The sequence below is a fragment of the Microcoleus sp. w1-18aA5 genome (assembly GCF_036701705.1).
GTDB lineage: Bacteria > Cyanobacteriota > Cyanobacteriia > Cyanobacteriales > Microcoleaceae > Microcoleus.
The window spans coordinates 24,771-40,032 of record NZ_JAUPTE010000013.1 but is presented as its reverse complement, the minus strand read 5'-3'; the positions used below and the strand labels follow the sequence as shown (position 1 = coordinate 40,032).

Below are 15,262 nucleotides of genomic sequence, written 5' to 3'. Positions count from 1 at the left end.
TTCCTTCTTCCTTCTTCTATAAAAAGTCGATCGCCCGCAATTCAAACACTATGCAAAATCCCGGAGCTTTGGTGACTGTAAAAGCAGCCATCAAACCCCCAGGATTTAAAGTTTTCCTCTTAAACGAGGCTTAAATTATTGCCAATGGGTGTTGGCTCAATCAGCAGTAGCCAATTCGGTACTGGCACCGCCACGCTTCCGAGTCAGGGTATTGAAAAGCATCTGACCGACTGCTTTAATCAAATTGCCTTCTAACTCCATGAACATCTTCATGTTCATGCCAAAAGCTGCATTAGCTTCGTCAACAATTCGTTCTGCTGTTGCTTCGTCAATCGGCAGTTCATTCATTGCCTGACGGTAGTTAGCCTTGAATTCTTTTTCATCAGGAATATCCTGGAATTCATAGAAAGCAGTGCCTTCTCCCTCGGAAAGATTCATCCCGCGCTGGGCAATTCCCTTCAGGATTTGTCCGCCGGATAAATCGCCCAAGTAGCGAGTGTAAGAGTGAGCTACTAACAGTTCCGGTGCGGTCGCCGAAATCTCGCGAATTCGCTCCACATAAGCTTTAGCTGCGGCTGAGGGGGCTACTTGTTCGCGCCAATTCGCACCGTAGTAGTAAAATAAATCTTGCTCTAAGCTGTGTTTGCGATTCAACTCAGAAAAGTAAATTTTTGAAACAACCGGATGCTGCTTTTGGCGTTCCATTTCCTCTTCCATTGCCGAGTAGACAAAGTAGAGGTTTCCTACTAACTTCCGGTAAGAAGTTTTTTCTACAACGCCTTTTAAAAAACACTTGACAAAACCGACGTTTTCTGCCATTGTGTGGGACTTTTTCGTTCCCTCACGCAATTTGGTCGCTAAATTGATGCTCATGCTATACTGTCCAACCTTCTATTTTTGTGGTAGCTGATGGATGCGCCAAAAATCTAAAATTTACCTAAGCATTTACCTTAGATCGATTTGATGAGAGATTGTATTAATTTTTATAACAAAACTTGGCAGTTGGCAGTAGTCAGTAGTCAGTTGGCAGTTGGCAGTAGTCAGTAGTCAGTTGGCAGTTGGCAGTAGTCATCAGCCACTAACTAATGACTAATGACTAATGACTCATCCTCGCCAGCAAACAACTGTCAACTGTCAACTGTCAACTAATTTAGATGTCCAAGTCGAGGAGGTTAAGTTTGGGGCCGTAGGTTTCGATGAATTCGCGACGAGGGGCGACACGATCGCCCATTAAGATCGTAAAGATGCGATCGGCCTCAGCAGCGTCTTCAATCTCCACTCGTTTCAGCGTCCGAGTTTCTGGGTTCATCGTTGTATCCCACAACTGTGTCGGCATCATTTCACCCAAACCTTTGAACCGCTGAATGGTGTAGTTAGCATTCGCCGGAAATTCATTGCGGATGAGATTGTTCATTTCGCGATCGCTGTAACAGTAGTAATGATTGCGTCCCCGTTCCACTTTATAGAGAGGAGGACAAGCAATGTAGATGTAACCTTGGTCTACAAGGGCGCGCTGATAGCGGTAGAAGAAAGTCAGCAATAGCGTGCGGATGTGAGCACCATCTACGTCAGCGTCAGTCATAATTACGATGTGGTGATACCGCAATTGACCCGGATCGAATTCTTCACCTTTGATGCCCAAACCCAAGGCTGTAATTAACGATTGAATTTCGTTATTTTTGTAGATTTTGGCGTCGTCGGTTTTCTCAATGTTGAGAATTTTACCGCGCAAAGGCAGAATTGCTTGGAATTGGCGATCGCGCCCTTGTTTTGCCGATCCGCCTGCAGAATCCCCTTCCACCAGGTAGATCTCAGACAGGGCCGGGTCTCTGGAACTACAATCCGCTAGTTTACCGGGCAAAGGAGACGATTCTAAGACGGATTTTCGGCGCACTAAATCGCGGGCACGGCGGGCTGCTTCAGCAGCCTTAAATGCCTGAATAGCTTTTTCCAAAATAGCGTCAGCTACTTGGGGGCGAAACTCCAAATATTCTGTTAATACTTCGCCTACTAAGGAATCGACAATTCCCCGAACTTCTGTATTTCCTAGCTTAGTTTTAGTTTGGCCTTCAAATTCCGGGTCTGGGACTTTGACCGAAATGACTGCTGTCAAACCTTCGCGAACGTTTTCGCCCGCGAGGTTGGGCTCGTTTTCTTTGATTTTGTTGCGCTTGCGGGCGATCGAATTCATCGTCCGCGTTAAAACAGCCTTCAAACCTTCTAAGTGCGTGCCTCCGTCGATCGTCCGAATGTTGTTAGCAAAACCGAGAACGTTGTCACTAAAAGCATCGACGCACCACTGCAAAGCCACTTCTATCTGCACATTGTTGCGTTCTCCTTGCACGTAGATCACTTCTTCGTGCAGAGGCTGCTTTTCGCGGTTCATGTAGGCGATATATTCCTTGATTCCGCCTTCATAACAGTATGTTTCGATGCGAGGTTCGCTACTTTTAAGCAGTTCCAAACGGTGGTCGCTGAATGTAATTCTCACGCCCGCATTCAAGTAACCCAATTCTCGCAAGCGTCCGGCGAGTATAGTGTAATCAAATTCAATGCCAGTGCTAAATATTTGAGTATCTGGCAAGAAAGAAACTGAAGTGCCGGTGCGAGTGCCTTTGTTGGGCTTGGCAGTAAGTTCAGTAACTGGATTGCCTCTTTCGTAGCGCTGTAAATGTTCTTTTTGGTCGCGCCAAACTGTCACTTCTACCCACTCGGACAGCGCGTTAACAACAGAAATACCTACACCGTGCAATCCTCCAGAAACCTTGTAGCCACCACCGCCAAATTTACCGCCGGCGTGGAGTACAGTCATTACTGTTTCTATTCCCGATTTGCCAGTCTTGGCAACGATGCCGGTCGGAATACCCCGGCCGTCGTCTGTCACGGTAACGGAACCGTCGGCGTTGATGTCAATCTCGATGTGAGTGCAGTGGCCAGCCAGCGCCTCATCTATGGAATTGTCCACAACCTCGTAAACTAGATGGTGGAGTCCTCGCGGCCCGGTGGTACCGATGTACATCCCCGGCCGTTTACGGACTGCTTCGAGACCTTCGAGAACTTGAATCTGGTCGGCGCTGTAGCTGCTGGTCATACAAAAATAGCTCCAATAATGAGGCCTAAAGCCCCGAAAGCTTCTAAAATGGGAAAACTCCTAAAATTATAGCACAAAACCGTTAAAGGCGATGCTAGGGCTTTCTGAAGGGAAATTTATCGGGGGGACGGAGGGGAATAGTTTTGATATTGCTTCGCGACTCGCCAGGCGTAGCGCGGTGAATCAGTGTAGGAGAGACGGGAAAGCATGGAGAGGAGAGGATTTGAGAGTTTTTATAGGAAAACGTGCGACAGCTTATGCCTAAATTAATTACTATTTGTGGGGCGACGGCGACGGGGAAGTCGGGAGTGGCTTTGGCTTTGGCGGGGCGACTGCAATCCTCGATTCTGAGTGCGGACTCCCGTCAAGTGTACCGCGAATTTGACATCGGAACCGCAAAACCGACGGCGCTCGATCGCACTTGTGTACCGCATCACTTAATTGACATCTGCGATCCGACAGAAACTCTGACACTAGCAGATTACCAGCAACAAGCTCAAAGTTTAATTGCTGCTGTCGATTTTCCCCTGTCTCCCCCCCTGTTGTTGGTTGGAGGGACGGGCTTATATATTAAATCGATCGTGCGCGGTTTAAAAATTCCGAGGGTAGGGCCGATGCCCGAATTGCGATCGCAACTTGCGGAACTCGGACAATCTCAATGTTACGCGATGTTGCAGCAGGTCGATCGCTCTGCCGCCGAGAAAATTCACCTGAATGACCCAGTAAGAACTTTAAGAGCACTGGAAGTATTTTATGTCACCGGTCGCCCTATTTCCGAACAGCAGGGCGAAAATCCTCCCAATTATCCTATTTTACAAATTGGGTTGGATTGCGCGATCGAAGTTTTGGTCGATCGTATCAAACAGCGCACCGAACAAATGCTAGAATGCGGTTGGCTGGCTGAAGTAGAATATTTGTGTAAAAGATACGGCTCCGACTTGCCCCTGTTGAACACGCTGGGCTATCAGGAAATGAAACAATATTTGGCCGGCGAGATTAAGCTTGAAGAAGCCAAAGAATTAACAATTTTGCACACGCGGCAATTTGCGAAGAGACAACGGACTTGGTTTCGGGCCTATCCTGAAATTGAATGGTTTGATGTTAGCACGCCAGATTTGCTAGAAAGAGTTTGGCAGAGAGTTGAAGAGTTTGAGGGACGCAGATCAAGACTGATGTAATTTCAATTTTTCGTTTTCAGGCAGAGCCTGGGAATGCCTGAATCCGAGGCTCTGCCTCGCGGGAATTGAGAGGCAGAGCCTCCGGATATGCGTTCCTAGGCAGAGCCTAGAAACCAGGGAAAATCCATCAATTAACTGTACAAACCCGCCACATATTCGCCGTAACCGTTATAGGGCAAAGTTGGGCGAGTTTCCCACGACCAACTGTTACCGGGGCCGACTATACGTTCGCTCGCCTGCGACCATCTGGGGTGCGGTTTGTCGGGTTCGACATTTGCTTCAAAAGCGTACTCGTTGGGGCCGATTGTATTCCAAAAAGTGGCGGGCTGTTGTTCGACAAATTCAATTTTGACGATCGACTTTGCGCCCTTAAAACCGTATTTCCAAGGAATCACTTGCCGCAGCGGCGCACCATTTTGTTTTGGTAGCCTTCGGCCATATAAGCCTGTGGCAAAAAATGCTAAATCGTTGGCCATTTCTTCAATTCGCAGACCTTCGGTATAAGGCCAAGGATAAAATTGCGACATAAAACCTGGGCCGGGAGTAATTTTGGGGTCGTAAAATGAGGTAAAGCGAACGAATTTAGCTTTCGATTGCGGTTCGACATCAGCCATTAGTAATTTCATGGGAAATCCGACCCAAGGAACTACCATCGCCCAGGCTTCTACACAGCGAAATCGATAAACTCGTTCTTCGATAGGAAATTTTTTGTAGAGGTCGTCAATATCATAAGTGCGGGGATTTTTTACTAAACCGTTTACTTCTACTTTCCAGTTTTCTGTTGGCAAAGCTTGAGCGGCTTGCCATATAGATTTTGTGCCGCCGTATTCGTAAAAATTGTTGTATTTTGTAGCTAAGGCTTCGTCGGTAATCGCTCGATCGACTTTCGCAAAGTCGGGATTCCGGCTCAATCCCGAATATGCTTGGGTTGAGCTTTGATCCAGAGCGGTTTTTGAGCTAGGATTGCTTTGGCAGCCGGTCAGCGGCAGCAGCGAAGCTGTCACGCCGGCGCCAATTAAATTTGTCATGAAGCGGCGGCGGTTGAGAAAGGCTGTTTCTGGAGTAATTTGGGGTTCGAGAATTTCCCAAGGTTTGGGAACGCGAATTAATGGCATAAGTAATAGTTAAAAGTTAGTAGCTAGTTGGGCGAAAATTGCCTAAGTTTTAATCTGTTAGTCGATTGGAGATTTGTAGTTTTAGATTAACTCCATAGGACAAAGAATCGCGGATATTTGGCAAGGCCTCGCGATTGCTTTGCAGCGATCGCAATGCAAGTATTCGCAATGACAGTATAGCTTAATTCGGTAACAACTGAGATATTGCACCATTCTCAATAACAGGCTTTCCGACCTGTTCCACAAAGAATGATTTTCTTGTGGGGTAGGCATCCTGCCCGCCCGTACGATCGACCTATTAAACCTTGCTCGCAGGAAACTCAGCAATAATTAACGTGCGATCGACCGAAGCAATTGTGGCGAAAATCTGGGAAACAATTATGATCAAGCAAAGATTCCAATTATTTAATTTGTCCACAGGAAGCGGCACGCACCGCCCCGCTTTCCTCCCCCACCAGCAATAATGTCGGACGGGGGTCTCCAGCGGAAAGACAAATGAGCTACTGCACCAATCCCAATTGCCAGAATCCCCAAAATCTCGATCGCGCGACAGTATGCAAAAGTTGCGAGTCGAACTTGCTGCTAAAAGGCCGCTACCGAGTCTTTCACACCCTCGGTCAAAGTCTCACTTGCCGCACCTTCTTAGCAGTCGATGAAGACCAACCTTCGCAACCCCGCTGCGTCATTCAACAGTTATGCGCGCCGGCTGCAGGTTGCACACAAGAAAACTGGGCATTTCGCCGCTCGGCCTCAGTTATCGACAAATTGGGCCAACATCCCCAAATACCGAAACTGCTGGCATCTTTTGAACTCGAAGGCTGCCAGTATTTAGTGCAAGAATACATCGAAGGCCGTAATTTAGCCGATCGGCTTTCAGAAAAAGGTGTTGTTAAAGAAATTCAAATTTGGTATCTGCTGAGCGAATTGTTGCCAGTCCTGCAATTTGTTCATGAAAATCAACTGATTCACGGAGATATCAAACCGTCGAATATTATTCACCGCAAAAATCCCCAAGCATCCCCAGCTTTGGCAGGGAAAGAGGATCTACATCCCCTGTCCCAAGAACGTTCCTCTGGGCTAGTTTTAGTCGATTTCGGCGCGGCAATTCGGGCTAATAGTGGCCCGATCAAAACAGAAACGGTGACAGGTTCTGCAGAATACGCGGCCCCAGAACAAATTAAAGGCCAAGCGATTCAGAGCAGCGACATCTACAGTTTGGGCGTCACTTGCATTCACTTGTTAACGGGAATATCGCCCTTTGATTTGTTTGACATCAAATCCGAAAGTTGGGCCTGGAGACATTATTTGAAAGTACCAGTTTCGGCGCGACTCGGCCGCATTCTGGATAAAATGGTGCAGCGAGAACCATCAAAACGCTATCGATCGACCGAGGCAATTCTCACAGACATGAATTACGGCCCGGCATCGGCACAAGTGATTCTCAGCAAACCCAAGTGGAGTTTAGCCATGTGGGGAGCAAGTACGGTTGCCCTGCTGTCCGTAGTGCTGGGTGTTCGCTTGCCATCTCCTGCACCGCAGGCTTTCACTTCTTCTGAGCCTGTTTCTAGCATTCCCGAAATTCGGTTCAATCCGCCCCCGATGCAGAATTTCAGGGGTGAGGCATCGCCGTCCCGGCCCGCAGTGCGGACTCTGGCGGATCAAAACAAAAACCCGGTTTGGGCGGTAGCAGTTGCTCCCCAGGGCCGCGTGATAGTCAGCGGGAACAACGACGGCACAATTCACCTGCTGCACAAGCGTCACGGCAAGCTGCTGAAGGTTTTAGCAGGACATTTGGGGCCGGTGTGGTCGGTGGCTGTTAGTCCCGACGGCAGGACGATCGCCAGCGGTGGCGTTGACGGTACGATTAAATTGTGGAATTTCTATTCGGGCAAGTTAATTCGGACTTTGGACGGACACACCGACGGCGTGTTCTCGGTGGTTTTCAGTCCCGATAGCCGGACTGTGGCCAGTGTCGGTAAGGACAAAACTTTGAAGTTGTGGCAAGTCGAAGGCGGGGCCGAGTTGGAAACTCTCAAGCAGGTTTTTGACGAGGTGCAGTCGGTGGCTTTCAGCCCCGATCGAGAAACTTTGGCGATCGGCAGCAGCGACGGTAAGATCAACCTGTGGAACTGGCAGACTGGGGAATTGAAAGAAACTCTTTGGGGTCATTCCGAAGCGGTTTGGTCTTTGGCCATCAGCCCAGACGGTAAAACTCTCGCCAGCGGCAGTTGGGACAAGACGGTGAAGCTGTGGGATATCAGCGCAAATAATCACTCCGGGCAGCCCAACGGTTTTTTGCTACGGACTTTGATCGGCCATTCCGACAAGGTTAAGTCCTTGGCTTTCAGTCCCGACGGAGACAAGCTGGCCAGCGCCGATTTGAGCGGGACTATCAAGCTGTGGCGCATGAGTTCCGGCGAAATCGCGGGCACGCTGAAGGGTCATTCTACCTGGGTGGATTTGGCTTTTAATCCTCAAGACCAAACTCTGATCAGTGGCAGTTTTGACGACACGATTAAGGTGTGGCGACTGTCTCCTTAATTTTTTCGATCGCCCGTTCGATCCAGTTTTGAACAGCTAGGGCGATCGAACATTGAGTTAATTTATCTATCAACACTTCGCACCTTTTCAAAGCTGACGCATGGGTGTTAGCAACCCGGTTCCTAAGCTGTTGGTAATCAAAAACTGTCCGAACTGTTGCAGGACTTACGCACAGCCTCAATCTATAGTGTTTTGTAGGGGCAAACCCCCCGTGGTTGCCCCCATACCTGGAATGATTGCGTAAGTCCTATGTTGCTACACAAACAAATTTAAAATATCAAATAGTCACTATATCCCTAGAAATCGCGGTTGCTAACTAACACATGTGGTAAAGTAGTTTCGGCTGTTAAACTAAAATATATGACCGCAAATTCCGAGTTAGCCTCACAGCATTTGTCAGCGGGCGATAGCCTTCAGAAATCAGGAAAACTTGAAGATGCGATCGCTCAATATCAAAAATCACTAGCCATTCAACCGGATAGTCCGATCGCACTTAACAAGATAGCAGAAATTTATTATACGCAACAGAAATATGTAGAGGCGATCGCCTCCTGTTACCAAGCACTTCGCCAGCAACCTAATTTCGCCGCCGCCTACAAAACTCTAGGCAATATCTTGCAAGCCCAAGGCAAAATAGACGCGGCGATTCGCGCCTACTCGAAGGCGACCGAATTTGATCCTAATTTTGTCGAAGCCTATGTTAATTTGGGCAGTATGTTTTACAAACAAGGCCAGCTAGATGAGGCCATAAGTTACTACCAAAAATCTATCGTTCTTCAACCAGATTTAGCAGTCGCTTATTGGAATTTAGGCAAAAGTTTGGAAGAGCAAGGTCGAATCAATGAAGGTTTATTTTATCAAAAAAAAGCTCTCAACTTACAGCCGGAGTTAGAAGCGAGAAGCAATTTAGTAAAAAGTAACACTTAGTGAAGAGGAATGTTATAGTCAAAATAATTCAATCATTAACGATGCAAGCTGGATCAACATGGAAATTAGCCAGAATCCGCTCGAATTCCTAACGGCTAAAGTACAAGAAACTGTTGCCGATACCCAAAACTTAGCCAACGAAATCGCTGCTAAAGTTGAGGAAAGTGCAACTGTATTAACGGCGTGGGTACAATCAGCGCCAAGTTCAATGGTTAGTGCCGGGGCGATCGCCACTCAAGAAGCTTTTAAAATAGCACACAACATCCGTTTTGAGAACCTGCCCAGAAATCTGCAATCCAAATTTGCTAGGGCTGGGGTACGTGACGGCATCCGAGATGTTCAAGAAGCAGCAAAAGTATTTGAATCCATACCCGCCCAAATTCGTGCCCAAGGCCCAGAAGCAATTCGCAACTTCTGTCAAGATAAAGATTGGAGTCACATCCAAGCGCACGTCAATGGAGGCGGAAGCGAAGCTGCTAACGGGATTTTTGAACATTTTTGGGTGAATCGTGCTCGCGGTGGTGTAGATATGACTGCTGCAGAATTAGCAGTCGCTAAGCAAGTTTTAGCGGATGCAGCGTTTAAAGCAGCAGTTGCGGAAATCGTTGGGGCTGCAATGAAAGGGGCGATCGCCGCAGCAGTAATTGAGTTAATATTTTCTATCTTAGAAAACTCGCTATTGTGCGTTGAAGGCAAAATTACCCAGTCAGAGTTAGTCGAACAAGTCGCCACCGCCACCGCTAAAGCTGGCATTGCTGGTGGTGTTATTACTGGTATTCTGTTAACACTGTGCATGATATTTCCCCCCATTGCCGCGCTTTTAGGTGCCGCAGCGATGCCCTTGGCGGTTGCAGGTATTGGTGTTATGGGAATTCGCGCCTGGGAAATCTTTTGTCACGGCGATCGACTATTTGGTATTACTGAACAAACACAAAAATTTCTGGGAATGACTGAACAGTTGACAGTTGACAGTTGACAGTTGACAGTTGACTGTTATGATACCCGAATCAAACCGTTTATGAAGCGCGGATTTAAGACTTTATTCATGATAGTTATTTATGTCCGATGTCCGCGCTTTTGGGTGGCGGTTGCTTGTAGCAATATTTTCAAATGATTGGGAAACATAAAATAGTATGGATTCAGTAGCAAAAACTCAAGATCAGCAGCATCCGCAATACAAGCGCGATCGAGCCAGTGTCAATACTTTATTAGCAGGAGAAGCAACCGACTACAATTTATCGGAATTAGCAAGATTAATAATTCGCTACCGAGGCTTTCCCGGCGCTAGAGATATCCAATCAGACTTAAAAAAAGTCCTGCAAAAATGGAATCATACCGAAGAAACTCTTTATGAACAAACCCGCAAAATTCACGCTACAGGTGAGGTTTATAGAAAGCAAAAAAGCGATCAAGAAGATTGGGTTTAATCTCAAATATGCAACTTCCAGGAAGAGCCTGGAAGTTGCAGTCAACAGTCAACAGTTAACTATCTTCAAACCATCTCTGGCGAAACTTGCATTGCCGGCTGCGGCTGGAACTGGAACAGCGAATAAACCACATTGCGACGGATATCCGTCATCATGTCCAAAAATAGCTCGTAACCTTCAGTTTTGTACTCGATCAGCGGGTCTTTCTGCCCGTAACCACGCAGCCCTACAGACTCGCGTAAAGCATCCATTTGTTGCAAGTGTTCCCGCCACAAAGTATCAATTTGCTGCAAAATAAAGAACCGTTCCGCATCTCGCATCAATTCAGCTCGGATTGCATTAACTTCCGCTTCTTTAATGTCGTAAGCATTGCGGACTTGTTCGTGCAGGAATGTTTTAATTTCCTCAACAGACAAATCTTCTAGCTGATCCGGTGTCATGTCAGCGAGCAGATAAACAAATTCCTTCACCTTGCTCACAAGTTTGTCGAGTTCCCATTCTTCCGAAGGTAAATCGGGATTGATGTATGCTCCCACGATGTCGTCCATCGTCTGTTCGGCATACTTAATTACCTGTTCTTTGGAGTCCAAACCTTCCAATACTCGGCGACGTTCCGCATAGATTGCTCGACGCTGATTGTTCATCACTTCGTCGTATTCAAATACCTGCTTGCGGATGTCGTAATAGTAGGTTTCGACTTTTTTCTGAGCGCCTTCGAGGGAACGAGTCAGCATTCCAGATTCGATCGGCATATCTTCCTCAACACCGAAAGCCTTCATCAAACCGGCCACCCGTTCCCCGCCGAAAATCCTGAGCAAATTGTCTTCCAAACTCAAGAAAAACCGCGTTGAACCAGGGTCTCCTTGGCGTCCCGCCCGGCCGCGCAACTGATTGTCGATCCGGCGCGATTCGTGGCGTTCGGTACCGATGACGTGCAAGCCTCCCAACTGCACGACTTCATCGTGTTCGGTGCTGGTAAAAGCATCGTATTCGCGGCGAGTCAAATTGTAAGCTTCCCGCAACTTTTGAATTACGGGGTCTTTTGTCGGCGCTTTTTCCGAAGCTATAGCCACGATATCATCGGCTTGCAATTCCGAGAGCGATCGCTCGCCGTACTCTTTCACCGCCAATTCCACCGCCGCCTTAAGCAGTTGCTCGGCATCTTTCGATAGCTGCGTCGGGAAAATCTGCGCCGAAGCTTTCCAAGACTTTACCTTTTTGGCAGTTTGACCAAAACCTTGAGGTGCGGGGCGGCCGCCAATACCGGGCGCTTGCACCAGCGAAAACCCGTCCTCATCATCGGGGCGCACGATCCGGGGCATCAGATACTCGCGCAACTTCAGGCGGCCCATGTACTCAGAATTACCGCCCAAAATGATGTCTGTACCGCGCCCGGCCATGTTCGTGGCGATCGTCACAGCACCCTTGCGTCCGGCTTGAGCAATAATTTCCGATTCCCGCTCCACATTTTCCGGTTTAGCATTAAGCAAATTGTGAGGAATTTTCCGTTCCTGCAGCAGCCGCGACAGCAACTCCGACTTTTCCACGCTAGTAGTACCCACCAGCACCGGCCGACCGATATCGTGCATTTCTGCACAGTCCTGGGCGATCGCATTCCACTTGCCGGCCTCGGCCTTGTAAACCATATCCGAAAGGTCTGTGCGGCTCGTAATCCGGTTAGTGGGAATCAGCGTCACTTCCAGATTGTAAATCTTCTCAAACTCCGTCTCCTCAGTTTTCGCCGTCCCTGTCATCCCCGACAGCTTCGGATAAAGCAAAAAGAAATTCTGATAAGTAATCGTCGCCAGCGTCTGAGTTTCCGGCTGAATTTCCGCCCGTTCCTTCGCTTCGATCGCCTGGTGCAAACCGTCACTCCAGCGCCTTCCCGGCATCACCCGGCCCGTAAACTCATCCACAATCACCACTTCGCGATCGGGAGTGACGATGTAGTTAATATCCTTAATAAACAATTCCTTGGCCTTAATCGCATTAAAAATGTAATGCGCCCAAGGGTCAGCCGGGTCGTACAAATCCGTAACACCCAACAACCGCTCAGCTTCACCAAAGCCTTCATCGGTCAATAGCACATTTCGAGCCTTTTCGTCAACCTCGTAATGTTCTTCATTTTCCTTTCTCAAAGCAGCAGCTACCTCAGCCGCCCGCATATACTTCTCACTGGGGCGTTCCACCTGGCCGGAAATAATTAAAGGCGTCCGTGCTTCATCAATCAGCACCGAGTCAACCTCGTCAATCACGCAGAAATTAAAAGGACGCTGCACAACGTCTTCCATGACAGTAGCCATGTTGTCGCGCAAATAATCAAAGCCGACTTCGCTGTTAGTCGCGTAGGTAATATCGCAGTTATAATTTTTCTTTCGTTCCACCTGATCCATGCCCTGCTGAATCAGTCCGACAGTCAATCCCAGGAAGCGGTGCACCTGTCCCATCCATTCCGCGTCCCGTCTTGCGAGATAATCGTTGACGGTGATGATGTGTACGCCTTTACCGTTGAGGGCGTTGAGGTAAGCCGGCAGCGTCGCCACGAGAGTTTTGCCTTCACCGGTTTTCATTTCGGCAATTTGGCCTTTGTGCAGAATAATGCCGCCGAGGAGTTGGACATCAAAGTGGCGCAGCCCCAAAACCCGCTGTCCCGCTTCCCGCACCACTGCAAAAGCTTCCGGCAAGATTTCGTCTAGGATCTCTTTCTCCTCGTTGAGAGATTTAGCTTTTGCCAAACGTTCTTGAAACTCCGCCGTTTTGCCTCTGAGGCCGTCGTCTGAGAGTGCGCGGAAGTCTTCTTCCAAAATATTGATATCAGCTACCCAAGGCTGAAATTTTCTCAGTTTGCGCGCGTTGGGGTCGCCTAGCAGATTTTTAAACATGGCAGGAGAGGCAGATTTTTAATAATTTAGCTATTAGCTTTCAGGGTTACGGGCTGTAGTGTTAGCCACAACATATACCCTCCCCGATTGTAGCAACCATTGGCTCTCCTGGGCCGTCGAAGGCGTCTTTGGGGGCGATCGGGCAAACCGGGTTTCTTGAGTCGGAGTGCGTAATTCCTGGATCAATTTCCCTGACTTGCCACCAAATCCCACAACACATCAATACCTGAACCGACATATGGTGTATCTTGAGGGCGATAGATCCATTGCACGACAGCAGGCAAAACCTCACTAGATTTCAAACTCAACTTGCCCAAGGCTTCTACTATCGACCAAGGCCTGCTATCCTCTTCATCTTCGAGACGTAACAGCAGGGCGCTGATGACTGCTTCTGAAGGATTTCCCAACTTACCCAAGGCTTCTGTTGTCTCACGGCGCACCCAGTCCTCCTCATCTTCGAGACTTCGCAGCAAGGCACTGATGACAGATTCTGAAGCATTTCCTAACTTGCCCAAGGCTTCTGCTGCCCAGCCACGCACATCCTCGTTCCCATCTTCGAGACGTAACAGCAAGGCGCTGATGACGGATTCTGAAGCATTTCCTAACTTGCCCAAGGCTTCTGCTGCCCAGCCACGAACCAAGGGAGTTTCGGGAGACTTTATAAATCAGCTCTTAACGAACGTCAACAGATATCGAAAAATGACCACTATTATCACCAGTAAGTGGATCGTTTATTCCTAAATATAATTCTCCTTCATTTATGACAGTTATCTCTTTGTCCGCACCTATTTCAAATAGTTCACCACTTGCAGATATTTTCCCAACTAGCACTCCTGCTGGTCTTCCACGAAAGAAACATTCTGCGTGAGGGCAAAGGGTGTTGGAATTACCTGCGGGAGTGGCTTCCCCATAAGATCCATGGTTTGGCCAAACAATGATTACACCTGATGCTCTTACTCTTAAAACTTGACCAGGTTTTACATATATACCTGTTGGATACAACCCAAAAAAATCTGCACGTAATGCTATATCTTTGTGTAATTGACTGGATAGAATATTTGTACCTAATGCGAAGTAGCTTATTGCTCCAGTCATAACAAACAAACCTAGAATAATCGCAGGTACATATGGCTGGAGTTGAAACTTGGGTTGCAATTTTGCTAAGGCTACCTGTGCATTAGGTAACCGCTTTTCCAGATGGGGTTCAGTCATCTGCTTTAACCATTTTGTGAAAGCAGGACTGATATTAGGAGTAGATATGAATTGAATTTGCAGGTTTTTTTGTGGTAGTTCTGTTGGGTGTTTACCAGTCACTAAATAAATTAGAGTTGCTCCTAAACCATAAAGATCAACCGCAGGAGTAATGCGTCCAGTAAATTGTTCGGGCGGCATATATCCATAGCTACCGACCAATGTCATGGTTCCTTTTTCTACAATAGTCTGTGTACCGACCGCTCCAAAATCTACCAAGTGGATTTGGTCTGCAATATCTCCAAAACCATCGGCTAACAAAATATTGCTTGGTTTAATGTCTCTATGGATTAAAGGGGGACGATGTCCATGGAGATATATCAATATTTCTAAGATTTTCTGGGCAATTTGCCGCAGTTCCGCTTCACTAAACCCATGTCCAGATTGTAAGTATTGCTCCAGGGATTTTCCTCTAATATATGTTTGAACCAATGCGATTCCTTTATTCTTTTGTGAGTTGATTTCTATATAGTCTAGATAACGAGGAATCGCTGGATGAGAAAGGGTTTTCAGTGTTTTTATTTCTCGCTTGAATAGTTTTATATCTGCCCAAGTAAGATTTTGACCAAACCAAAGAATTTTAACTAGAACTTGTTGTTCAGTTTGTTGGTCAATAGCCAGGAAAACTTCTCGGCCTGCTTTTTGACTGAGTCGTTCTTGAAGTTGATATCGATTTTTCAAAATCATAAAAATTAGGGATGTATTCTAGTCAGATAGTCAATTCAATAATCTCCTAAACTTTGTCTAGAAAATGGGTGGGCTATTGATGTAAAGTTACCTTACTTAAATCAGGGCCAATCCTGTAAAAATCCCGTAATATACAAAGAGTTAGGAGAGTCGAAGTAAAAAC

At 47.3% G+C, this 15,262-nt stretch carries 11 protein-coding genes; 5 read left to right on the top strand and 6 right to left on the bottom strand.

Going from position 1 to position 15,262, the window contains the following annotated elements; all coding sequences use genetic code 11:
- Window positions 1-156 precede the first annotated feature (156 nt).
- Window positions 157-873, bottom strand: a complete 717-nt coding sequence (locus tag Q5691_RS06935) for a heme oxygenase (biliverdin-producing) (RefSeq protein WP_333209133.1) — start codon at window positions 871-873, stop codon at window positions 157-159.
- A gap of 277 nt (window positions 874-1,150) precedes the next feature.
- Window positions 1,151-3,091: a DNA topoisomerase (ATP-hydrolyzing) subunit B gene (gene gyrB, locus Q5691_RS06930; protein ID WP_333059513.1), complete on the bottom strand. Its 1,941-nt coding sequence runs from the start codon at window positions 3,089-3,091 to the stop codon at window positions 1,151-1,153.
- A gap of 257 nt (window positions 3,092-3,348) precedes the next feature.
- Between gyrB and miaA the strand changes: the two genes are divergently transcribed.
- Complete coding sequence (miaA, locus tag Q5691_RS06925) at window positions 3,349-4,269, top strand: tRNA (adenosine(37)-N6)-dimethylallyltransferase MiaA (RefSeq protein WP_333344265.1); 921 nt, start codon at window positions 3,349-3,351, stop codon at window positions 4,267-4,269.
- 131 nt (window positions 4,270-4,400) lie between these two features.
- On the opposite strand, the gene msrP is transcribed toward miaA, so the two are convergent.
- On the bottom strand, window positions 4,401-5,384 hold the full coding sequence (gene msrP, locus Q5691_RS06920) for a protein-methionine-sulfoxide reductase catalytic subunit MsrP (RefSeq protein WP_333344263.1): 984 nt from the start codon (window positions 5,382-5,384) through the stop codon (window positions 4,401-4,403).
- 495 nt (window positions 5,385-5,879) lie between these two features.
- On the opposite strand from msrP, the gene Q5691_RS06915 reads away from it, so the two are divergent.
- The 4 genes from Q5691_RS06915 (at window position 5,880) to Q5691_RS06900 (ending at window position 10,279) form a co-directional block, all read left to right on the top strand.
- Window positions 5,880-7,925 (top strand): serine/threonine-protein kinase, encoded by a 2,046-nt coding sequence (locus tag Q5691_RS06915; RefSeq protein WP_333344261.1) that lies wholly within the window; start codon window positions 5,880-5,882, stop codon window positions 7,923-7,925.
- Window positions 7,926-8,285: 360 nt separating this feature from the next.
- A complete protein-coding gene (locus Q5691_RS06910; protein WP_333344259.1) occupies window positions 8,286-8,852 on the top strand; it encodes a tetratricopeptide repeat protein in 567 nt (188 codons plus the stop codon).
- 58 nt (window positions 8,853-8,910) lie between these two features.
- Complete coding sequence (locus Q5691_RS06905; protein WP_333344257.1) at window positions 8,911-9,828, top strand: hypothetical protein; 918 nt, start codon at window positions 8,911-8,913, stop codon at window positions 9,826-9,828.
- A gap of 157 nt (window positions 9,829-9,985) precedes the next feature.
- Window positions 9,986-10,279: a DUF3288 family protein gene (locus tag Q5691_RS06900; RefSeq protein WP_333209145.1), complete on the top strand. Its 294-nt coding sequence runs from the start codon at window positions 9,986-9,988 to the stop codon at window positions 10,277-10,279.
- Window positions 10,280-10,344: 65 nt separating this feature from the next.
- On the opposite strand, the gene secA is transcribed toward Q5691_RS06900, so the two are convergent.
- The 3 genes from secA to Q5691_RS06885 all read right to left on the bottom strand — a co-directional run bounded on the left by secA (window position 10,345) and on the right by Q5691_RS06885 (window position 15,099).
- Window positions 10,345-13,161 carry a preprotein translocase subunit SecA gene (gene secA, locus Q5691_RS06895; RefSeq protein WP_333344255.1) on the bottom strand — a complete coding sequence of 939 codons (2,817 nt, stop codon included), beginning with the start codon at window positions 13,159-13,161 and terminating at the stop codon, window positions 10,345-10,347.
- Window positions 13,162-13,343: 182 nt separating this feature from the next.
- Window positions 13,344-13,823, bottom strand: coding sequence for a HEAT repeat domain-containing protein (locus tag Q5691_RS06890; RefSeq protein ID WP_333308444.1), 480 nt, complete (start codon window positions 13,821-13,823; stop codon window positions 13,344-13,346).
- Between the two features lie 10 nt (window positions 13,824-13,833).
- Window positions 13,834-15,099 carry a protein kinase domain-containing protein gene (locus Q5691_RS06885; protein WP_333308434.1) on the bottom strand — a complete coding sequence of 422 codons (1,266 nt, stop codon included), beginning with the start codon at window positions 15,097-15,099 and terminating at the stop codon, window positions 13,834-13,836.
- Between the last annotated feature and the right edge of the window lie 163 nt (window positions 15,100-15,262).

Excerpts from the sequence above, each read along its gene's own strand:
- Q5691_RS06910 (WP_333344259.1), top strand. The coding sequence starts at position 8,286 with ATGACCGCAAATTCCGAGTTAGCCTCACAGCATTTGTCAGCGGGCGAT.
- Q5691_RS06915 (WP_333344261.1), top strand. The coding sequence starts at position 5,880 with ATGAGCTACTGCACCAATCCCAATTGCCAGAATCCCCAAAATCTCGAT.
- msrP (WP_333344263.1), bottom strand. The coding sequence starts at position 5,384 with ATGCCATTAATTCGCGTTCCCAAACCTTGGGAAATTCTCGAACCCCAA.
- Q5691_RS06900 (WP_333209145.1), top strand. The coding sequence starts at position 9,986 with ATGGATTCAGTAGCAAAAACTCAAGATCAGCAGCATCCGCAATACAAG.
- Q5691_RS06935 (WP_333209133.1), bottom strand. The coding sequence starts at position 873 with ATGAGCATCAATTTAGCGACCAAATTGCGTGAGGGAACGAAAAAGTCC.
- Q5691_RS06905 (WP_333344257.1), top strand. The coding sequence starts at position 8,911 with ATGGAAATTAGCCAGAATCCGCTCGAATTCCTAACGGCTAAAGTACAA.
- gyrB (WP_333059513.1), bottom strand. The coding sequence starts at position 3,091 with ATGACCAGCAGCTACAGCGCCGACCAGATTCAAGTTCTCGAAGGTCTC.
- miaA (WP_333344265.1), top strand. The coding sequence starts at position 3,349 with ATGCCTAAATTAATTACTATTTGTGGGGCGACGGCGACGGGGAAGTCG.
- Q5691_RS06885 (WP_333308434.1), bottom strand. The coding sequence starts at position 15,099 with ATGATTTTGAAAAATCGATATCAACTTCAAGAACGACTCAGTCAAAAA.
- secA (WP_333344255.1), bottom strand. The coding sequence starts at position 13,161 with ATGTTTAAAAATCTGCTAGGCGACCCCAACGCGCGCAAACTGAGAAAA.